Source organism: Achromobacter sp. (assembly GCF_057314935.1).
Map to the genome: position 1 here is coordinate 1 of NZ_DBHKZA010000095.1, position 20,978 is coordinate 20,978.

At 66.5% G+C, this 20,978-nt stretch carries 17 protein-coding genes; 6 read left to right on the forward strand and 11 right to left on the reverse strand.

Annotation, left to right across the window (positions count from 1 at the left end; genetic code table 11):
- Nucleotides 1-166: 166 nt before the first annotated feature.
- Both ACO6D5_RS25760 and ACO6D5_RS25765 read right to left on the reverse strand, forming a co-directional pair.
- A complete protein-coding gene (locus ACO6D5_RS25760) occupies nt 167-817 on the reverse strand; it encodes a DNA-3-methyladenine glycosylase I (protein ID WP_485826955.1) in 651 nt (216 codons plus the stop codon).
- Entirely contained in the window at nt 814-1,239 is a 426-nt protein-coding gene (locus tag ACO6D5_RS25765; RefSeq protein ID WP_485826956.1) for a lysozyme inhibitor LprI family protein, read from the reverse strand. Before ACO6D5_RS25765 ends, ACO6D5_RS25760 begins: the two co-directional genes overlap by 4 nt.
- 98 nt (nt 1,240-1,337) lie before the next feature.
- Here ACO6D5_RS25765 and ACO6D5_RS25770 point away from each other — a divergent pair, with 98 nt between their 5' ends.
- Nucleotides 1,338-2,147: a metallophosphoesterase gene (locus ACO6D5_RS25770; RefSeq protein WP_485826957.1), complete on the forward strand. Its 810-nt coding sequence runs from the start codon at nt 1,338-1,340 to the stop codon at nt 2,145-2,147.
- Here the strand turns inward: ACO6D5_RS25770 and ACO6D5_RS25775 are convergent.
- Both ACO6D5_RS25775 and ACO6D5_RS25780 read right to left on the reverse strand, forming a co-directional pair.
- Nucleotides 2,144-2,734, reverse strand: coding sequence for a hypothetical protein (locus ACO6D5_RS25775; RefSeq protein WP_485826958.1), 591 nt, complete (start codon nt 2,732-2,734; stop codon nt 2,144-2,146). The two genes, ACO6D5_RS25770 and ACO6D5_RS25775, sit on opposite strands and share 4 nt — an antisense overlap.
- Before the next feature lie 50 nt (nt 2,735-2,784).
- Complete coding sequence (locus tag ACO6D5_RS25780; RefSeq protein WP_485826959.1) at nt 2,785-3,834, reverse strand: NADP(H)-dependent aldo-keto reductase; 1,050 nt, start codon at nt 3,832-3,834, stop codon at nt 2,785-2,787.
- A 142-nt stretch (nt 3,835-3,976) separates the two neighbouring features.
- Between ACO6D5_RS25780 and ACO6D5_RS25785 the strand changes: the two genes are divergently transcribed.
- Nucleotides 3,977-4,753 carry a bestrophin-like domain gene (locus ACO6D5_RS25785; protein WP_315528855.1) on the forward strand — a complete coding sequence of 259 codons (777 nt, stop codon included), beginning with the start codon at nt 3,977-3,979 and terminating at the stop codon, nt 4,751-4,753.
- Between the two features lie 18 nt (nt 4,754-4,771).
- On the opposite strand, the gene ACO6D5_RS25790 is transcribed toward ACO6D5_RS25785, so the two are convergent.
- The 5 genes from ACO6D5_RS25790 to ACO6D5_RS25810 form a co-directional block, all read right to left on the reverse strand.
- Nucleotides 4,772-5,221: a GNAT family N-acetyltransferase gene (locus ACO6D5_RS25790; RefSeq protein WP_315528857.1), complete on the reverse strand. Its 450-nt coding sequence runs from the start codon at nt 5,219-5,221 to the stop codon at nt 4,772-4,774.
- Complete coding sequence (uvrA, locus tag ACO6D5_RS25795) at nt 5,218-7,749, reverse strand: excinuclease ABC subunit UvrA (protein ID WP_485826960.1); 2,532 nt, start codon at nt 7,747-7,749, stop codon at nt 5,218-5,220. The genes ACO6D5_RS25790 and uvrA overlap by 4 nt, the downstream gene beginning before the upstream one ends.
- 37 nt (nt 7,750-7,786) lie before the next feature.
- Nucleotides 7,787-9,334: a hypothetical protein gene (locus ACO6D5_RS25800; protein WP_485826961.1), complete on the reverse strand. Its 1,548-nt coding sequence runs from the start codon at nt 9,332-9,334 to the stop codon at nt 7,787-7,789.
- A 124-nt stretch (nt 9,335-9,458) separates the two neighbouring features.
- A complete protein-coding gene (locus ACO6D5_RS25805) occupies nt 9,459-10,265 on the reverse strand; it encodes an alpha/beta fold hydrolase (RefSeq protein WP_485826962.1) in 807 nt (268 codons plus the stop codon).
- A 112-nt stretch (nt 10,266-10,377) separates the two neighbouring features.
- On the reverse strand, nt 10,378-12,237 hold the full coding sequence (locus ACO6D5_RS25810) for a methyl-accepting chemotaxis protein (RefSeq protein WP_485826963.1): 1,860 nt from the start codon (nt 12,235-12,237) through the stop codon (nt 10,378-10,380).
- A gap of 227 nt (nt 12,238-12,464) precedes the next feature.
- Here ACO6D5_RS25810 and ACO6D5_RS25815 point away from each other — a divergent pair, with 227 nt between their 5' ends.
- From ACO6D5_RS25815 to ACO6D5_RS25830, 4 genes are all read left to right on the forward strand, one after another.
- Nucleotides 12,465-13,148, forward strand: a complete 684-nt coding sequence (locus ACO6D5_RS25815) for a LuxR C-terminal-related transcriptional regulator (protein WP_315528864.1) — start codon at nt 12,465-12,467, stop codon at nt 13,146-13,148.
- 83 nt (nt 13,149-13,231) lie between these two features.
- Complete coding sequence (locus tag ACO6D5_RS25820) at nt 13,232-15,019, forward strand: sensor histidine kinase (RefSeq protein ID WP_485826964.1); 1,788 nt, start codon at nt 13,232-13,234, stop codon at nt 15,017-15,019.
- Between the two features lie 69 nt (nt 15,020-15,088).
- Nucleotides 15,089-16,900 (forward strand): ATP-binding response regulator, encoded by a 1,812-nt coding sequence (locus ACO6D5_RS25825; RefSeq protein WP_485826965.1) that lies wholly within the window; start codon nt 15,089-15,091, stop codon nt 16,898-16,900.
- Nucleotides 16,901-16,914: 14 nt separating this feature from the next.
- Complete coding sequence (locus ACO6D5_RS25830; RefSeq protein WP_485826966.1) at nt 16,915-17,550, forward strand: response regulator transcription factor; 636 nt, start codon at nt 16,915-16,917, stop codon at nt 17,548-17,550.
- Here the strand turns inward: ACO6D5_RS25830 and ACO6D5_RS25835 are convergent.
- Nucleotides 17,489-19,663 (reverse strand): peptidase domain-containing ABC transporter, encoded by a 2,175-nt coding sequence (locus ACO6D5_RS25835; RefSeq protein WP_485826967.1) that lies wholly within the window; start codon nt 19,661-19,663, stop codon nt 17,489-17,491. The genes ACO6D5_RS25830 and ACO6D5_RS25835 overlap by 62 nt on opposite strands.
- Entirely contained in the window at nt 19,660-20,907 is a 1,248-nt protein-coding gene (locus ACO6D5_RS25840) for an HlyD family secretion protein (RefSeq protein WP_485826968.1), read from the reverse strand. Before ACO6D5_RS25840 ends, ACO6D5_RS25835 begins: the two co-directional genes overlap by 4 nt.
- Nucleotides 20,908-20,978: the final 71 nt, after the last annotated feature.

Below are 20,978 nucleotides of genomic sequence, written 5' to 3' on the forward strand. Positions count from 1 at the left end.
ATGAGATCCATGGCGGCCCCAATAGGTTGCGGTTCGCAACCAATATACTTGCGAGTCGCAACCAATTCAAGCTTTTCTTCTTCTCTTGTTTCGCGCCTTAGCGCGCCCCGCTCCGGGCCGGGGAGTAAAGCGCCCCAAGGGCGTGACGGCGCGCAGGCCGAGCAGGCTATCCCGGACGCTGAAAAGCCGCTCGGGCGGCCTCGATGGCCGGCCGGCAGACGCAGCCGTCCATGTGGTCGTTGACCATGCCCACCGCCTGCATGAAGGCATACATGGTCGTGGGGCCGACGAACGTCCAGCCGCGCTTTTTCAGGGCGCGCGACAGCGCGGCCGATGCCGCCGAAGTCGGGTTCTGGTTCCAGTAGTCCAGGTCGACCGTGGCCGGCCGTTCGGCGGCAGGCGGCTCGTGCCGCCACAGCCACCCGGACAGGGATCCCGTTTCCTCGGCAAGCGCCAGCGCGCGGCGCGCGTTGTTGATGGTGGACACGATCTTGGCGCGATTGCGCACGATGGCGGGGTTGCCCATCAGCCGGTCCACGTCCTGATCCGTATAACGCGCCACCCGCTCAAAATCGAAATCGTCGAAGGCCTCGCGGAACGCCTCGCGCTTGCGCAGGATGGTGATCCACGCCATGCCCGCCTGGAACCCTTCCAGGCAGATCTTCTCGTACAGTCGGCGGTCGTCCGATACCGGCCGCCCCCATTCATGGTCGTGATAGTCGGGCATGGACGGCTGCCAGAAGCAGCGCGACGCGCCCTGCGCGTCCAGGATCAGCCCGCCCTTGCCGGCCAGGTCCGCAGTGTCCGGCGAGGTCATTGCTTACCGGGAACGGGGCAACTCATGTCGCCTTCTTCGCATTTGAGGTAGGCGCGCAATTCCTTCGTGCGCGTTTGCGTCAGCTTGTCCAGGCACTGGCTCAAGACCATCGGATAGGCGCTGCCGCCGGTCGTGCCGCCTGACGAAAAGGCGCATTCCGCGTCGCGGAAGAACAACCACGCTTTCTGTGCCGATTGCAGCTTGGCCAACGTCGTCTGATCGTCTTTCAGACGTTCGGTGACGGTCCGATAGGCCGTGTTCAATTCGGCGTCCGACTTCCTGTAGGCTTGGTCCGCGCACAGGTTCAGATCGGTCTGGGTGCTGGCATTGCCGCATTTGATCAATTGCGGTTGCGGCTGCGGCTGCGCGTGCGCGCTGCCCGCCAGGACAAGCGCGGCCGCCAGGGCCGTCACGATACGCATAAACGTTCCTCCGGGTAGTAAGCGGGAAAGGCTGACCGGAAAGTGTCGCATGGATAAGGGTTACCGCGCATGTCGCCCTGTCGCCTAAGATATCGGCCATGAAGATCCAATTGCTTTCCGACCTGCATCTAGAATCCGACCCGACCTTCCTGGCACGGCCGATTCCGGACGCCGATCTGCTGGTGCTGGCCGGCGACATCGGCTCCTACCGCCGGGGCTCGAAATTGACCGGCACCGACTTCGGGCTGGGCCCCTACGCGCCCCGCAACGGCTGGCCGACACCTGTGGTGTTCGTGCCCGGCAACCACGAGTACGACAACCTGGATTTCGATGAAGCGCACGACCGGCTGCGCGAGCTGTGCCACGCGTTGGACATCCAATGGCTGGAGCGCGAGACCTGCATCATCGACGGCGTGCGCTTGATCGGCACCACGCTGTGGACGGACTTTGACGCACTGGCCGCCGACAGCGACAGTATCGGCGTCGCGCTGACCAAACGCGCCAAAGCCTTCCGCGCGGCCGACTTCTATCTGGAAAAGGCCGAAATGCGCCGCCACGGCGCCCCCTTCATGGCCGAGCAGATGCGAGAACAGGGGCTGGCCTGTCAAGCATGGCTGGCCGCGGCGCTGCGCGTGCCGTTCGACGGCCCGACCCTGGCCATCACGCACTTCGCGCCCACGCTGGCCAGCGCCGATCCCCGCTACGGCGTGTCGCCTGGCACGGCGGGCTTTTGCAATGCGCTGGACGCCCTGCTGCCGCTGGCGCATACCTGGATGCATGGCCATCTGCACTGCGCACACGACTATCTGAAGGACGGCTGCCGCGTCGTGGCCAACCCGTTGGGGTACGCCAAGAAGGGCGAACAGGCGGACTTCGCGCCTGATCGCCTATGGGAAATCAAGGCCTAGGGCTTCAGGCCGACCATAGGCAGGGCGAACAGCACCACCGCGGGATTGGCCACCACGAAACCCGTGCCGGCCAGGAAGGTGACGGGCGACAGCAGTTTCATCGCTTCCGCGCTGCCTTGCGAATCCATCACGGTGACGCGATAGGGCTTGTCCAGCACGGTCTGCCGGCTCCCGTCGGCCTGCGCCGGGCTGGGCGTGCCCGGCTGCGCCACGTAGCGTTTGCCTTCAAGATGGTAGGTGTAATAGACCAGCCCTTCCTTCGTGGTCTGGTAATGCATGGCATAAGCCTGCTGGCGGTCGCGATCGGTCGCGTTGTCCGCCAGCTGCAGCCGCACATAACCCCAGGTATATCCGCCTGCGCCCACGTGGAATTCCCGCAGGATGACGGCAGTCAGCCGCGTCCGGAAATCCGACGTCAACGACTGCGCCATCGACGGCGGCATCTGGAAAAGATAGTGGTACGTCGGCCCCAACACCGCAAAGGTCTTGCTGTCCGAAGACACCATCAGGGCCGAAACCTCTTCCGTATAGGGCTTCGTCGATGCGCAACCCGCCATGGCCACGGCCATGGCGAGCGCCGGCAACATTCGCGGTAAGCGGATACGCGTCATGAAGGCGGATGCCATCGGCAGCCGGATCAGGGCGCCGGGTTCGGGTGGCGCACGTGGATCTCGTCGATCGCCTTGAGCACGTCGGGCGACAACGTCACGTCGACGCTGTCGATGTTCTCTTTCAGTTGCTCAAGCGTGGTGGCGCCGATCAGGTTGCTGGTGACGAACGGACGCTGGTTCACCCAGGCCAGGGCCAGATGGGTGGGCGACACGCCATGTTCACGGGCAAGCGCTACGTATTCGCGGGTGGCGGCCTCGGCCTGCGGATTGCTGTAACGCGTGAAGCGCGTGTAGCGCGTCAGACGCGCGCCTTCCGGGCGGGCGCCGTTCAGGTACTTGCCGCAAAGCATGCCCATCGCCAGCGGCGAGTAGGCCAGAAGACCCACGCCCTCATGGTGCGTGAATTCCGACAGGCCGATTTCGAAGACGCGGTTCAAGAGACTGTACGCGTTCTGGATCGATACGATACGCGGCAGGTCCTGGGTGTCGGCATGGCGCAGGAACTGGGAGACGCCCCACGGCGTTTCATTGGACACCCCCACGTGGCGCACCTTGCCGGCGCGCACGAAGTCCTGCAGGACCGACAGCGTTTCCTCGATCGGCACGGTGTGGTCGTCTTCGACCCAGGGGTAGTTCAGTTGGCCGAACGTGGCGGTGGTGCGGTCGGGCCAGTGCAGCTGATACAGGTCCAGATAGTCCGTCTGCAGCCGCTTCAGGCTGGCGTCCAGGGCGGCCGTCAGGTTCTTGCGGTCAAGGAAGGTCTTGCCGTCGCGGATGTGGCCGGGGCGCTTGGGGTCGCGCACGGGGCCGGCCACTTTGCTGGCCAGCACGATGTCCTGGCGGCGCTTGGTGCGCGCCAGCCAGGTGCCGATATAGGTTTCGGTCAGGCCTTGGGTTTCTGGCTTGGGCGGCACCGGATACATCTCGGCCACGTCGACCAGATTGACGCCGCGCGACAGCGCGTAGTCCAGTTGTTGATGCGCTTCGGCCTCGGTGTTCTGTTCGCCCCAGGTCATGGTGCCCAATCCAATCAGGCTGACATCCAGGTCGGTACGGCCGAGTTTGCGGGTTTTCAAGTTCTGCTCCGTGCGGGGTCTTAATGGGGAACCGACACCTTACCCCAAGAACTTGGCGTTTCGCTGACAGACCCCGGGCATCCGGCAGCTTGCCTCCCTGCCACAATCCGCATACGCTGGCCTGTCCGCGAGGGGAGGCGCCATGCTCAGGAATTTCGACGAATCCTACCTGTTCTTCATCGGCGTCCTGGTCTTCCTGGGCATCATCGAGCTCTGCTTTCGCCTGGGGCGCACGCAGCGCAGGCCGGCGGACGAATCCCACAAGACGCACATCACCGCACTCCAGACCGCCCTTCTCGGCCTGCTGGCCCTGCTGCTCGGGTTCACCTTCGCCATGTCGGTCACCCGCTTCGAAGCGCGCAAGAACCTGGTGCTGGAAGAAGCCAATGCCATCGGCAACGCGTACTGGCGCTCTCAGTTGATCGCGCCTTCGGCCCGCGAACAGGTCCCCAGGCTCTTGCTGGAGTACACGAAGGCTGCGCTGGAACTGCACGATGCCGAAAACGACGCGCCCCGCTTCGACGCCGCCAACGCCACCACGCGGCGCATCGAACGCCAGATCCGCGCCATCGCGGCCAGCACGGCCGACAATCCGCCCGCGATTTCCACGATCATGTTCATCCAGGCGATCAACGAGATGGCCCAGGTCAACGAAAAACGCCGGGTGGCCCTGGAGAACCACGTGCCCGAACCGGTGTTCTATCTGCTGTTCATCGTCAGCGCGGGCGCCGTGGCCTTCATCGCCTACGGCACCGGCCTGCACGGGCGCAGGCGCTTGACCTCGACCGGCCTGTTCGCGGCCTTGATCTCGCTGGTGCTGACATTCATCGTGGACATCGACCAACCCGGCAGCGGCGTGATCCAGGTCAGCCAGGAAAGCATGGAACGAATGCAGACGACGCTGGAGCACGAGCAGTAGCCCTAGCGGGCCGCCGGATCAGAAAAGGAATTCCAGCACCTCGTCGCCCGCCGCGTCGAACGTGCCCGTCGAACGCCATCCCAGATGGCGATAGAAGCCGTAGGACCGCATGGCGGGGTCGGTGGCGCAGCCCAGGAACAAGCGCGCGAAGCCGCGCTCGCGCAGCCCGGCCGCCGTCATGCCCAGGACGGTCTTGCCGACGCCCTGCCCTTCGTATTCGGGCAACAGCGCCAGCACGACGATTTCGCCGGTGTCGCGATGGCCGAAGCAATAGCCGGCCAACTTGCCGCCGTCCAATGCGACCACGCCCGGATACAGCCCGGATTCGATGCCCGCGCCCCAGGTCTCCTGCGTGATCCCGGCGTCAGCCAGTTCGGCTTCGGTCACGGCGTTCTCGCGGGTCAGGCCGCGCAGCACGATGCAGGCGGCGGCGTCTTCAGGGATGGCGGACCGGTAGGTAAGGCTCATACAGACTCTTGAAACAGTTTTTGAAGGAATGGCGCCGTCACGCCGACACCGGCCGCGCTGACAGCCTGCGGGGTGCCTTCGGCGACGATGTGGCCGCCTTCTTCGCCCGCGCCCGGGCCGACGTCGATCATCCAGTCGCTGCCCGCGACCACGCGCAGGTCGTGCTCGACGACCACGACGGTGTTGCCGGCGTCCACGAGGCCGTGCAACTGCGCCATCAGTTTATCCACATCCGCGGCATGCAGGCCGGTGGTGGGCTCGTCCAGCACGTAGAGCGTGTTGCCGCGCTGGCTGCGCTGCAGCTCGGTGGCCAATTTGATGCGCTGCGCCTCGCCGCCGGACAGTTCGGTGGCCGGCTGCCCCAGGCGCAGATAGCCCAGCCCGATCTCGTGCAGCAGCGCCAAGGGGCGTTGCACCACGGGTTCGTCCCGGAAGAACGCCAGCGCCTCGTCAACCGTCATCGCCAGCACCTGCGCGATGTTGCGGCCATTCCATTCGATTTCCAGCGTCTTCGCGTTATAGCGGCTGCCATGGCAGGTCGGGCACGGCGCATAGACGCTGGGCATGAACAGCAGTTCGATATGGACGAAACCCTCGCCCTCGCAGGTCTCGCAGCGGCCTTGGGCCACGTTGAACGAAAAACGGCCGGCGCCGTACCGGCGGGCCTTGGCCGCGCGGGTCGCGGCGAAGAGTTTGCGGACGTGGTCAAACAGGCCCGTGTAGGTCGCCAGATTGGACCGTGGCGTGCGGCCGATGGGCTTTTGGTCCACGTTCACCAGCCGCTTGATGGCGTCGGCGCCCGCGTGGATGCGGCCCGTCGTGCGCGGCAGCGCGTCGGGCTGGGGTAGATCGCCTTCGGTTTCCTCCACGGCGGGTTCGTGGCCCAGATGTTCGCCGATCAGCTCAACCAGGGCCTGGCTGACCAGGCTGGATTTCCCGGATCCCGATACGCCCGTGACGGCCGTGAACGCGCCCAGCGGAAAGCGGGCATCCAGGCCATGCAGGTTGTTGCGGTGGATGCCGCGCAAGGACAGCCATGCCGACGGTTCCCGCGGCGGCCGGCGGAGCGTGGCCGCGCGGTCGAACAGATACCGGGCGGTCAGCGACGCCCCGACTTTTCGCAGGCCCTCGGGCGGGCCGCTGTACAGCACCTGCCCGCCATGCTGCCCCGCGCCGGGTCCCACATCCACCAGCCAGTCGGCACGGCGCAACGTGTCCAGGTCGTGCTCCACCACGAACAGCGTGTTGCCCGCCGCTTTCAACTGGTCCAGCGCGCGGTGCAGCGCCTGTCCGTCCGCAGGATGCAGGCCGGCAGACGGTTCGTCCAGCACATACACCACGCCGAACAGGTTGGATCGGATCTGGGTCGCCAGCCGCAGCCGCTGCAACTCGCCGGGAGACAAAGTGGGCGTTGAACGGTCCATCGCCAGATATCCCAGGCCCAGCGCCTGCAAGGTCCCGATGCGCTCGACCAGATCACGGGCGATGCGTTGCGCGGCGACATGGCGCGCACCGTCGGCCGCCGCCCCGTCTGCGTGGCCGCTGGCCGCCGGCGCCAGAACTTGCGCGATGCGGGTGAGCGGCAGCCGCGACAGCGTGCCGATGTCCAGCCCCGCGAACTTGACCGACAGCGCTTCGCGCTTCAAGCGCCGGCCATCGCATACCGGGCACGGCGCACCGGTCATGAAGCGCGCCACCCGCTTTTTCATCATGGCGCTCTGCGTGGTGGCGAACGTGTGCATCACATAGCGCCGCGCCCCCGTGTAGGTGCCCATATAGCTGGGTTCCTGCTTGCGGCGCAATGCGGCGCGGGTCTCTGCCGGCGTGAAGCCCGCGTAGACGGGCACCGTCGGCTGCTCATCCGTGTAGAGGATCCAGTCACGGGCTTTCTTGGGCAGGTCGCGCCAAGGCTTGTCCACGTCATATCCCAGCGTGACCAGGATGTCGCGCAGGTTCTGCCCGTGCCATGCCGGCGGCCACGACGCGATGGCGCGCTCCCGGATGGTCAGTGACGGATCGGGCACCATGGATTGTTCGGTCACGTCATAGACGTAGCCCAGACCATGGCAATTGGGGCAAGCGCCCTGCGGCGTGTTGGGCGAAAAATCTTCGGCGTACAGCATCGGCTGGCGCGCCGGATACGTGCCGGCACGCGAATACAGCATGCGCAACATGCTGGACAGCGTGGTGACGCTGCCTACCGTGGAACGCACGTTGGGCGTGCCGCGCTGCTGTTGCAGCGCCACGGCCGGCGGCAAGCCGTCGATGGCGTCCACATCGGGCACGCCGACCTGGTCGATCAGCCGCCGGGCATAGGGCGACAGGGACTCCAGGTAGCGCCGCTGCGCTTCGGCGTACAGCGTGCCGAAGGCCAACGACGACTTTCCCGATCCCGACACGCCGGAGAACACCACCAGCGCATCCCGCGGGATGTCCACATCCACGTTCTTCAGATTGTGCTCGCGCGCGCCTCGGACGCGGATGCAGGCGTCGGCGCGCGGCTTGGCGGAGTTCTTTCGCTGGCTCATGCCAGGAATAGTAATGGACGCCGCGAACGGCGGCGTTTCACCTCTGGTTCAGCGCCGCCACCGAATTCGCCAGGTCATGGTACCTGCGGCGCAGGATCGCCTCGGTCTGGTCGCGCGGCTGCCGGCTGTCTGCTTCCTGCCCGTCCAGCTGCGCCGCGCGCAGCATGGGCAGCAGATCGTGCTTGACCGTATCGACCGTGGGAATGACGGAGTATTCCACCCGCTCGCCGCCCACGAACTTCGATATCTGCATGGACAGGTTGCGCGAGTGGGTCACCGACGCCGAGGCCAACCCGCCGCGCTCGTACGCCAGGTCGGTACGGCTGCTGGTGGAATCCTTGACCTGGTAGTAGAGATAGTTCTGGGAGGACTTCTCCGTGCTCAGCGCCAGGGTTTCGTGCGGCGACAGGGACTTGTGGAAGCTGGCGTCAAGCGCGGACTGCTGGTCCTGCGTAATCGCCAGGTTGGAACCGGCGCGCCCCGTGACCTTGCTGTCTTGCGACACCCGCATCGAGAACCCGTCGACTTCTTCCGGACGGGCGGGGTTGCCGCCCTTCGATTCCTGTTTGATCGACGCCGAATAGTCCGCCAAGCCGGACAGCAAGGCCCGGTGGGATTCCGAGGCCGGCACGCGGGCGATGGTGCCTGCCGGCTGCGACCGTTCGGCCAACGCCGCGCCATAACTGCCATGCACGGCCGAAAAGGCGTTCTTGAACATGGCCATCAGCGCCTCATCGCCGTTGCCGCGGCGCTGCGCGCTGTCGAACTGCAGCAACGCCTTGCTGAGCGCCGCCGCCTGCTGCTCGGCCGTGCCGAAGGTGGCGGGCTTGCTCAGGTCGACATTGACGCTGACCTCGCCAGCCGGTCCCGAATACGTCACCGACCGCTGTCCGCTGTCGGCCTGGAATTCAATGGTCTGCACCGCCACGCCGTCGGCACGGGTGACTGCGCGCAGGTTCACCGACGACAGGACGGACGCGCCCACATCCGCCAGGCCGGCGATATCCAGCCGTGGCGGCACCTGGGACAGCCCGTCCAGCGCATCTTCGAAGGCGCCGGACAGGGCCGCGATCGCATTGCGCTCGTCCTCGGTCAGCGAACCGTCGGTCACGTCGATCTGCACCGCCAGGCCTTCCTGGCCCCGCGCCAGGGAAATCTCGACCTTGGCCCCGCTGGCCGTGGCGATCCGCAATGAGACCGTATTGTCAGCCTGCAGGCGCAGCCGGGATTGCAACGCGCCTTCCGATGCCGTTTGCGACGGCACACCGGGCGCCGTCACCGACTGGCCATAGTTGCCGCCGTCTGTCCGGAGCCGGCCCAGCAACGCCGCGCCAAGGTCCTGGAACGCGTTGCCGGCGGCACCCGCGCGCACGTTCCGGGTCATCAACGCCGAGAGGGGATCGTCGATCTCGCCCGTCTGGGTGTAGAGGGTGGAATTGGCAGCCGATGCCGGCGGGCCCAGCGCGACGCGGGCCGACGCGGACGCGACGGTCGCCGGCGTGGCCTCGGGCGTACGCACGACGGTGTTGGCGGTATTGAACGGGAGGAAGCTCTGCAGCCCTCCGGACGAACTGATGGCGGTCATGGTAGTGATGTCGTCCCAGCGCGGGGGCAAGGCCTGCCCAGATTTATCGGGATTTCTCCTAGTCCTAACGGCAGAACGTCCAGAAAATTAAGGGGCGAGACGCAACGGGAAGCGCCCGATCGGGTCAAATGCCAGGCTGGCGCATGAAACCGCGCACCGCGTCCAGCACCGCGTGTTCGCGCTCGCGGTGCGGCACGTGGCCGCATCCGGGCATGGGCAGCATTTCTGCCCCGCCGCCGGCCAGCGCCACCAGCTTTTCGGGATGGCGCATGGATCCGTACTCGTCGTTTTCGCCATGGATGGCCAGAAGCGGCACGGTTACGCGGGGCAAGACCGCGTCCAGGTTCCAGTCGGCGAATTCGGGCGATTGCCAGGTCTGCACCCAGGCGTCCAGCACCCATTGCGCCTTCTCGCCGTGATAGCGCTTGAGGCGGTCCAGTTGGGAAGGATCCTTGAATTGCTCGCCAGCCACGCGGATGCCTTCCAGCGTGCGGTCCTCGACGAATTCCTGCGCGGACTCGGTGATGACGCCGCGACAACGTCCAGGATAGGCCGCGGCGATCGACACGGCCATTCCGCCCCCGACGCTATGGCCGAATGCGATGAAACGGGTCAGGTCGAAGTGCGCCGCCAGCGCGGCGAAGGCGTCACCGGCCTCGCTGCCGACGAAATCCGGCCGCAAGCGGCCGGGGTGGGGGTCCGACTTGCCGAAGCCCAGCCGGTCGTAGGCGATGACCGCCCGCCCGGTGGCAAGGGCCAGCTTGGCCGGAAAATCGCGCCACAGGTCCACACATCCCAGCGAGTCGTGCAGCAGGACGATCGGCGCGCCGGCCGGCGCGTCGGCGCCACCCGGCCAATACCGGGCGTGGATCCGCCCCTGCCCGGTCGGGATCAGGCAACTTTCGGGCGCGGGCGCGGCGTGCTCAACCATCTTGGGTCCTCTGTTCAGTCCTTGGGCTTCGCAGATTCTGCGGCCAACCGGGCTGACAGGCAACTCCCGCCCGCTGGCCAAGGCGGGCGGCGCTGGACACTGAGGACCGGCCTCAGTAGGCGGGCGCGGCCGGCGGCAAGGCCAGCATGCGGGACGCCGAGCCGTGGGCGTCACCACGCAGCTTGAACAGCGCCACCGTATCGGCCAGCACGCGCGCCTGGTCGCTGAGCATGGCCGAGGCTGCGGCGGATTCCTCCACCAGCGCCGCATTCTGCTGCGTCGCCTGGTCCATGTCCGCCACGCTGCGGTCGATCTGGCTGATGCCGACGCTTTGCTCGGTCATTGCGCCGTGGATCTCGGTCACCAGGCGCTGCACGCGCGAAATGCCTTCGACGATCTCGCTCATGGTCGAACCGGCGGCCTGCACGCGTTCGGTGCCGCTCTTGACGTTTTCGACCGACGCCTGGATCAGCGTCCGGATTTCCTGCGCCGACGCCGCGCTGCGTTGGGCCAGGGTACGGACTTCACCTGCCACCACGGCAAAGCCGCGGCCTTGCTCGCCGGCCCGCGCCGCTTCCACGGCCGCGTTCAACGCCAGGATGTTGGTCTGGAAGGCGATGCCGTCGATCACGCTGATGATTTCCGTGATGCGCTGCGACGACTGCGAAATCGCGCTCATCGTCGTCACCGCGTCGGTGACGACCAGCCCGCCGCGCTCGGCCGCCGAACTGGCTTCCGTAGCAAGGCGCGTGGCGTGTTGCGCGGCCTCTTCCGTCTGACGCACGCTGGAAGTCAGTTGCGTGAGCGCCGACGAGGTTTCCTGCAAGGAGCCTGCCGACGTCTCGGTGCGTTGCGAGAGATCGCGGTTGCCCATGTCGATCTCGCGGGTGGCGGCCGACATCGAATGCACGCCCGTGCGCACCTCCAGCATCACAGTGCTTATTTTGTCGACAAACGCGTTGAACGACGACGAGATCTGCGCCACTTCGTCATGGCCCACGACCTCCAGGCGATGCGTCATGTCGCCGTCGCCGGAGCCGATGGTGTCCATCGCGTCGCGCACGGCCGACAGGCGCTTGAACGCGCGGGACGTCACCACGCTGGCGATCGCGACCGCCAACAGCGTCAGCACCACCAACGAGATCAGCGTGGCGTTGAGCACCTGCGCCAGGCCGGCCGTGGCCTCGGCGCTGTCCAGCGCGATCGCCAGCGACCAGTCCGTACCCGGAATGCGGCGGACTTTCAGCAGCTTCGGCACCCCGTCCAGGTTGACCGCGAGGGGCTCGGCGCCGTCGCGCGACATGGCCGACAGCGCGGCGGGCGTCAGTTCAGGCGCCACGTCGGTGGAAGGCTTAAGCGCCAGCTTGTCGTTCACGTGCGCAATGACCTGCCCGTCGGTCGCCACCACGAAGGCCAGGCTGGACGGCGTGGGCCGGATGGCGCGGATGATGCTCTGGATGCCGTCCAGCGGCACCGCGCCGCTCAGTACCCCAGTCGTCTGGCCGCCGCGGATCATCGGCGTAGTGAACGCCACGTAGAGCTTGCCCGTGCCCGAATCGCCGTACGGCTTGGTGACCGTCAGCTTGCCGGCCGCCACCGCGCTCTTGTACCAGGGGCGCGCCGTGGGGTCATAGTCGGCCGCCACCTGCGTGGTCGAGAAAAAGGTCTTGTCGGACCAGCCGATGGTTGAAATGGGGAAGCCGTTGGTTTCGCCCATCAATTTGGTCAGGCCGCGCGGATCGCCTTTTTCCACCACGGCCGCGGTGGCGACGACCGCCTGGGCCTTGTCCTCGGACCAGCGTTCGATGGCGCTGGCATTGCCGGCGGCAATGGCGTCCAGGTTGCCCGAGATCGTCGCCATCATGTTGCTGCGGACGATCTGGTAGGTGGTGATCCCCGAGAGGACCAGGGCACCGACAACGGTAAAGCAAGTAATCAACAGGATCCTGTTGCGCAACGAGGTAATCTTCATGCCTGCCTTTTTTCAGCCATTGCCCATATCGGAGGACACGGGTCTGCGGCCCGCTGGCGAAAACCGGCAGCCACGATGGGCTTACGGCATGGCGGGTCGGGACTTTAGGGGTAAACCCTAGAGTTTTCGTCAATTACCTGTTTCCAGGGATAGCCGCCCTGGCACTGGCGCCCTCACAATTAGAATCGGGCGATCCTGCCCTTCCCGGTCTTCCCTCCCCCGTACCTATGTCCTCCACCGCGCAAACTCCCGAGCTCACCCTGCCCGCCCCGGTGCTGCTGGTGGAAGACGAACCGCTGGTCCGCCGGCGGCTGGAGGGCCTGCTGCTGCAACTGGGCTATCAGCCCGATGCCCTGGTGCATGCCGGATCCCTGGCTGAAGCGCGCGCCTGTCTGACCAACCAGCCGGTCGCCCTGGCGCTGGTGGACCTGGGCCTGCCCGACGGCAGCGGCATCGATCTGATCGCCGAGATGCACGCGGCCGACCCCGGCCTGGCCATCCTGGTCATTTCCGCCTGGTGCACGGAAGACGCGATCCTGGCTGCCTTGCGGGCCGGCGCCACGGGCTATGTGCTCAAGGAACGCGACGACCTGGAGGTCTCGCTGTCGTTGCGCAGCGTGCTGCGTGGCGGGGCGCCGATCGACCCCTTTGTCGCCCGCCGCATCATCGACGAACTGCGCCCCCGGCCTACGGAGCAACCCGACACGGCAAGCGGTGAGATACTAAGCCCCCGCGAAAGCCAGATCCTTCGCCTGGTGGCAGAAGGGCTTGCCAATCGCGAAATCGCCGAGCAGCTCTTCCTGTCGCGCTACACCGTCGAATGCCACATCAAGCACATCTACCGCAAACTGGCCGTGTCCTCGCGCACGCGGGCGGTCCATGCCGCGCGCTCGCGCGGCTTGCTGGACTGAGATGGCTGCTTGCCTGCTGGCTGGCGCTGTTCGCGGCACCGGCGCTCTGCGCGCCTGCGACCCCTACCGCCTGCACGGTCCAGTTGCTGTCCATCGCAGCCGCCCAGGGCGCGGCCGACGGCAGCCGGCCTGACGCATCGCCCTGGCAGCCCGTCACGCTGCCCGACGACTGGGCGAAGCGATGGCCGGACTACAGCGGCACGGTCTGGTACCGCATCGATTGGCAACGCCAATGCCCCGGCGAGCAACGCGGACCGGTGGGCCTGACGCTGGAATCCGTGGTCATGGCCGGCGAAGTCTTCATCAACGACGAACTGATCTGGCGCGACGCGCACCTGACCGAACCCTTGTCGCGCAGCTGGAACATGCCGCGCTATTGGCGCCTGCCCGAAGCCCTGCTGCACGACGGCGTGAACACCCTCTGGCTGCGCGTGGTCGGCGTGGCGCAGCAGACGCCCGGCCTGGGCCCGGTGCATCTGGGCGAATCGCAGGCCATGCAGACGCTCCAGGACGATCTGTGGTGGAGCAACCGCACCCTCTACGTCCTGAACCTGATCATCTCCGCCGTCCTGGGCGCCCTGTTCTTCTGCATCTGGATCGTCCGCCGCGAACAGACCACTTACGGCTGGTACGCGCTCATGGCGTTGTTCTGGGTGCTGTTCATCGCCAACGTGCTGGCGACCAGTCCCTGGCCGTTCGCGAGCACCCTCATGGCGGCCCGCGCTAATTCCATGGCGCTCGTGCTGTATACGGCCTGCTTCTGCCTGTTCACCTGGCGCTTCAGCGAACGGTTTCTGCCGCGCACCGAACGCGTGCTGTGGGGGGCCGCGGCCGCGATGCTGGCCCTGCTGGCGATCACGCCCGACACCGCGTTGCCCTCGCTGCTGAGGGGGGCCATCTTGGGCAGCGCCGCCATTTTCCTCGCCAATTGCCTGCAGTTCTGCGTGCACGCATGGCGTACCCGGCGACCCGAACAGCGCATGCTGGCGGCCTGTCTGCTGATCGTCTTCGTGGTCATCATCCACGATCTGCTGCGGCTGATGAAACTGATCGGTCCCGGGCCGACCTACACGTCGTACTCCAGCATCGCCGTCACCCTCTGCATGTCCGCGATCCTGGGATTGCGCCATGCGCGAAACGTGCGCCGCATTGAACGCTTCAACCACGAACTGGCCGATGGCATCGCGCAGGCGCGCACGGAATTGGCCACCACGCTGGAGCGCGAGCACGCGCTGGCCATGAGCAACACCCGGCTGCAGGAACGGCTGCAGATCGCGCACGACCTGCATGACGGGCTGGGCGGATCGCTGGTGCGCATGATGGCGATGGTGGAACAGGCCAGGACGCCGCTGCACGGCCAGCAATTCCTGTCCATGCTGAAACTGCTGCGCGACGACCTGCGCCAAACGATCGACAGCGGCTCCAGCGCGGGCGTCAAAGTCCCGCTGACGCCTCCAGAGTGGGCAGCCCCGCTGCGCCACCGCTTCGTGCAGTTGTTCGATGAGCTGGACCTGGATTCCAGCTGGCAATTCCCGCCGCAATGGACGATGCCGCCCTCCCCCTTGCAATGCCTGGCGCTGACCCGGCTGGTGGAGGAAGCCCTGACCAATGTGGTCAAGCACAGCCGCGCGCGCCGGGTGCGGCTGCAACTGCAGCAGCCGGAGCCCGACCAGCTGCACCTGCGGATCGAAGACGACGGCGCCGGCTTCGACGTGGCGGCGGTGCGGCAGGCCGGGGTCAGCGTCGGCATGCGCAGCATGCACGCCCGCATCGCCCGCGTGCACGGGACGCTGGACATCTCGTCCGCACCGGGCAAGACCGTGTTGACCGCTGTGCTGCAATTGCGCCCCGCCGCGGCGCAATCGGTCTAAAATCCGGCCACGTTCCGAACCGGGATCTTTCCCGGTACAGGCCCATCCCGCGCGAAGCCCCCAAGACCCGTGCAGCCCTCTATCGGCCCGTCTCCTTCCGCTACCCCGCCCGCCTCATCGCACGCCGCCCGCATCCATCAGGTGCAGGTGGACGCCCTGCGCCGCAGCTTTCCCTTTGCGCTGGCCGGATCGCTGGTCAGCGCCTGCTTCTCGGCCTACGCCCTGGACGGCGTATTGCCGCGGCATGAAGTCCTGTGGTGGATTGGCGCGACACTCGCGGTGGGCGCGCTGCGGCTGGCCGCCATGGTCGCATACGACCGCCGTCGCGCCGACCCGACGGCGGCCCGGCGATGGGTCCGGCGCATGCTGGCAGGCAATCTGTGCTCGGGCATCCTGTGGGGCCTGCCGTTCGCCTACTGGACCTTCTTCGTGCCGCTGGAGTACCAGCTGTTCTTCATCGTCATCCTGTTTGGCCTGGGCACGGGCGCCATCTATTCGAACTACATGCTGCTGCCGGTGATGTACGCGTTCGAGGTGCCGGCCTTTGCGCCCATGTTCATCGCGCTGGCCGTGCAACCGTCCGCCATCCACCTGGCGCTGGTGACGGGCGGACTGGCGTACCTGGTGGCCACCCTGGCCTTCATCCACCGCATGAACCGCACGCACCTGGACGCCTTGCGGCTGGGCTATGAAAACCTGGCGCTGCTGGAACAGGTGCGCCTGGAGAAGACCGCCGCCGAACGCAGCGACCTGGAAAAATCCCGCTTCCTCGCCGCCGCCAGCCATGACTTGCGCCAGCCCGTCCATGCGGTGAACCTGTTCCTGGGCCTCTTGACCAGCGAGCCCCTGTCGCGCCACGGCCGGTACCTGGTGGACAACATCGCAAGCGCGATCTCTGCCATGGGTCACCTGTTTGATGCCCTGCTGAACCTGTCGCGGCTGGACGCGGGCGTCATCGACCCGCGCTGGCAGGGGTTTCCCATCAACCCGTTGCTGCACCAGTTGCGCACCGAATATGCGCCGCAGGCCCGGGAAAAAGGGATGTCGCTGCGGGTGCGCGCGTGTTCGGCTACCGTGTTCTCTGACCCGGTGCTGCTGGAACGCATCCTGCGCAACCTGATCAGCAACGCGATCATGCATACGGCCGGTGGCCGTGTGCTGGTCGGTTGCCGTCGCGCGGCCGGCCAATTGCGTATCGAAGTCTGGGACAACGGGCCTGGCATACCCAAGGCCGAGCAGGAACGGATCTTTTGGGAATTCCACCAGTTGGCCAATCCGGAGCGCGACCGCAGCAAGGGCCTGGGGCTGGGCCTGGCCATTGTCCGCCGCACGGCGCGGCTGCTGGGCCATGCGTTGGCGTTGCGCTCCGAGGAAGGCCGCGGCACGGTGTTCATGGTGACCGTTCCCGAGTCCAGCGCGGTTGACACCGCCCCTTCAGTCCCTGACGCCGCCCGGGCGTCTAGCCCGCCTGCGGGTCAGCAAGCCGGCCTGCACGGGCAACTGGCGCTGCTGGTGGACGACGACGCCCAGAATCTGGCCGGGCTGACCATGCTGTTTGAAAGCTGGGGATGCCGTGTCATCGCGGCGACCAGCGGCAAGGCCCTGTTCGAGCGCGTGCTGCCGCTGGCCGAACGCCCTGCCCTGATCGTCAGCGACTATCGCCTGCGCGAACACGAAACCGGCATTCATGTGATCGAGCGGCTGCGCGAGGAATACAACGATCCCGATCTGCCCGCCCTGCTGGTCAGCGGCGACACCGATCCCGCACGGCTGGCCGAAGCCGCCGTCCGCGGCATTCCCTTATTGCATAAGCCGGTGCAAGTGCTGGCATTGCGTGAACGCGTGACGGCGCTGCTGCAAGACGCCGCTGCAAGACCCTAGAACGGAGACGCCGAATGAACGCCGTACTGCTTGTCGATGACCACGCGATGTTCCGCGAGGCGCTGGTCATGGCGCTGGCGCACGCCATGCCCGCCTTGGCGGTGCATCCCGCCGCCAGCGGCCAGGAGGCCCTGGCGGTCCTGGACCGCCACACCGACATCGGCAACGTCATCATGGATTACTACCTGCCGGACATGGCCGGCGCGGAGCTCTTGAAGCGCCTGCGCCAGCGGCGCGCGCAACTGCGGGTGCTGGTGCTTTCCGCCTCGCAGGACCCCGAAGACGAACGCCGCGCCATGGAGGCCGGCGCACGGGGCTTCCTGAACAAGTCCGCCAGTTGCCAGGAATTGACCGCCGCCCTGCAAGCGATCAATGCGACAGACGCGCCCCGCCTGCCGTCTGCCGGAGGCACGCCGACACGTTCGCCCGATGACGCCGCCCTGTTGCGCACCTTGACGCCGCGGCAAAGCGAAGTCTTGCGGTTGATCTGCGACGGCTTGCGCAACAAGGAAATCTCCGAACGGCTGAACATGACGGAGAAGACCGTCAAGACGCATGTATCGGCCATCCTGGCCACGCTGGGCGTGCTTAATCGAACACAGGCGACACTCGTGGCTCGGCGCGGCGGCGTGTTCGGCAAGCCGACCTGAGCGCACCGCTGTCCGAGGCGATCTTGCCGCCTGCGAGCGCGATTTCGCGCCCCGCCGCGGCGATGGTGTCGGGCCGGTGCGCCACGATCACGCGCGTCATGTCGAGCTTGGCGATCGCAAGATTGACCACCCGTTCCCGGGTGATGTCCAGATGGCTCGTCGCCTCGTCCAGGAACAGCATCGCCGGCTGCTTGTATAGCGCGCGCGCCAGCAGCACGCGTTGCTTCTGCCCGCCCGACAGCACCGTTCCCATGTCTCCCACCAACGTGTTGTAGTCCATGGGCATTGCGCAAATGTCGTCGTGTATGGCGGCGATTTCCGCACATTTCCTGGCACGATCGGGGTCGTACTGCGGGTCGAAGAAACTGATGTTCTCTCCGATGGAGCCGGCGAACAGCACATCGTCCTGCAACACGGTGCCGGCCATCCGGCGCAGGGCGGCCGCCCCCATCCCGCGCACCGGCACCCCATCGACCAGCACCTCGCCTTCGGTCGGCGTCAGGATGCCCAGCAGGATATTGATCAGCGTCGTCTTGCCGCCCCCCGACGGACCGGTGATGGCGACGGATTCTCCGGGCTCGATGCGCAGGCTGATGTCATCGAGCACGTAGGGTTCTTGCGGGCTGTAGCGAAAGCGCAGATTGCGCACTTCGATGGCCGGCGAGCGCGTCACGGCGCCATCCCCCCGCGGCATCTCGTCGATCGGCTCCGGCGCCTCGCGGACGATGTCGGCCAGGCGCTCGCCTTGCAGCCGCAACATCTTCACCTCGACGAACTTGTCCAGCAGCGCCGCCACGCGCTTATCGAACAAGGTCTTGTAGACGATGAACGCCAGCAACGCGCCCACGGTGAACTGGCCGTCCAGCACCAGCCGCGCCCCCAGCCACAGGATCGCGATGGACGACAACCCGAACAGCAGGCCGTTGAAGGTGCGAAAGAACAGCGCCCATTTCTGCACACGCAGATCCGCGTTGATTTCGTTGACCAGCAGCGCCAGCCAACGCGAACGCCGGTCGTTCTGATGCTGGAACAGCTTGATGGCCTTGACCCCGCGCACCGTTTCCAGAAAGTGCGACTGCTCTTTCGCGGCGTGGATGATGTGCTCTTCCGTGGCATAGCGCAGGGATGCATAGCCCGACCAGCGCGCCACGCCGTACAACGTCATCGCGCCCACGGCGATCCACGCCAGCGGCGGGCTGTACAGGAACATCAGCACCAGCGTGATCACCATGACGATGCCGTCCAGCACCGCCTCGAGGAACGACGTGGTGACGGTGCGCTGAATGGTGTCGATGGCGCCGAAGCGCGACACGATGTCGCCCAGGTGCCGCTTTTCGAAATAGCCGACCGGCAGCCGGAGCAGGTGCGTGAAGACGTTGCTGCGCCATTGCAGGTTCAGCGTCGTGCCCATGAACATCAGCATCCAGCTGCGCGCGACCGACGTCAGCTGCAGCATCACCATCAGCAGGCCGAAGGCCAGCGCCAGCGTGGTCAGCAGGTCGCGATCGCCGGTGTTCAGCACGTGGTCCACGACCCACTGCAGAAAGAACGGCTGCACCACCGTCAGCACTTCCAGCGCCAGCGCCAGCAGCATCACTTGCGAAAACGCCGCCCCCAGCCCCGTGACGCGCCCCGTCAGTTCGCGCAGCCGCACGGGTTTGTTCTCGTTGGCCGTCACGAAGTCCGGCGTGGGCCAAAGCTCCAGCGCCACGCCGGTGTATGACGCCGACAGCTCGCTGATGGCGCATTTCCGGATGCCCGAGGCCGGATCGATCAGCGTGGCCGATCGCGCATTGATGTCGGTCAGCACCACGAAGTGGTTGAATTCCCAATGCAGGATGCAGGGCAGCTTCAGTTTGCTTAGCGCGCCCAGGCCCGCCTTGACCGGCCTGGACGCCAGCCCAAGCTGGCCGGCCACATGGATCAGCGTCGCCAGCGTGGCGCCTTTGAGCGACACCGGAAAGCGGCCGCGCAGGCTGGCCAGGCTTTGGTGATGCCCATGGAACCCGGCCACCATGCCTACGCATGCCAGGCCGCATTCAGCGGCCTCGGTTTGCAGGAGCCTTGGCACCCGCCGTTTGACGCCCAACGTCAGGCGTTCAAGCATGGTCACAGTTTCCCCGACAATCGGTAGGCGGGATCGAACGCCCATTGGTACAAGGGTCGCGTTTGCTGAAGCAGATCCGCCTCCAGCCGCATGCCGGGCCGCAATGCCAGTGTTTGGCCCTGCGGCCCGCGCGCGGGCGTCTCCAGCGACACGGTGATCCGGTACATCGGTTCCTTATCGCTCTGCGCCGCGGCGACGTCGTCCATCTGCCATTGCGGCAACGCGCTGCGCGTCACCGTCTGAACCACCCCGCGCTGCTGGCCGAAGGTTTGATACGGGTAGGCGGCCAGGCGGATCAGCACCGCATCGCCCGGCGCCACGAAACCCACGGCGCGGCTGGGCGCAAGCAACTCCACCAGCAGTGTCGCGCCGTCGGGCACGATGGCGGCCAGCGGACGCCGGGTATCCACCGCCTGCCCCACCTCGGCCGTCACGGCAGTCAGCACGCCCGCCTGGGGCGCCGTAACGACGACGCGACGCCTGGCTTCGCTCTGGGTCAGGTCCACCGCCATGCCGGCCAGGTCTCGGTCCAGCTGCGCCAGCTGGTTCTGTTGGCGCAGGGTCAGGTCCGCCAGCGTGGCTTTCCGGTTGGACAGGTCCATGGCGATGCCGATCCGGTCGCGCAGCAGGGCTTGCAGCTGGTTGCGCTGCTCCAACAGTTCCGCCCGCTTCTGGTCGGACTCTTCGGGCGACAGATAGCCCTTTTCCATCAGGTTCCGATAACGCTGGGCACTGTCCTCGGCCAGCTTGATCCGGCTGCGCTGGCCGGCGATCTGGCTGTCTATCGCCGCCAATTGCGAGGTCAGGCCGCCAACGCCGGCTGCCAGGGTGTCATGCTCGCTTTGCTGCAGCAGCAGTGTCTTCTCGCGGGCCTGGCGCAGGCTGTCTTCGCGCTGCCGTATCTGCCCGCTGATGGCTTCTTGCGTGTCGCCCAGCGCGCTTTGCCGATCGCCTGACACCACATACAGCACGTCGCCCGCGTTGACATGCTGGCCCTCTTGGACCGGACGCTCCAGCACCACGCCGGCCTGCGGCACGTAGAGCTTGAGCAGGCCGGTGTCAGGCGCAAGCTGGCCGCCGACGGTGGCGCGCTTGGTGTAGGTGCCGAACGCCAGGAACAGGCACACGGCCAGCACGAAGCCGCCCAGCACGAACGTGACCAGGGCGAACGACACCGGCCGGATGAGGACAATATCGCCCAACCCGACGGAACGCTGCGCGGCAAGCGCCTGTTTGCGATAGAGCGACATCGGATCGAGGCCGAAGACTGACCCGTCCTGCCATAGGTTGACACCTAGCGGACGGTATCCGTAGCCGTGCT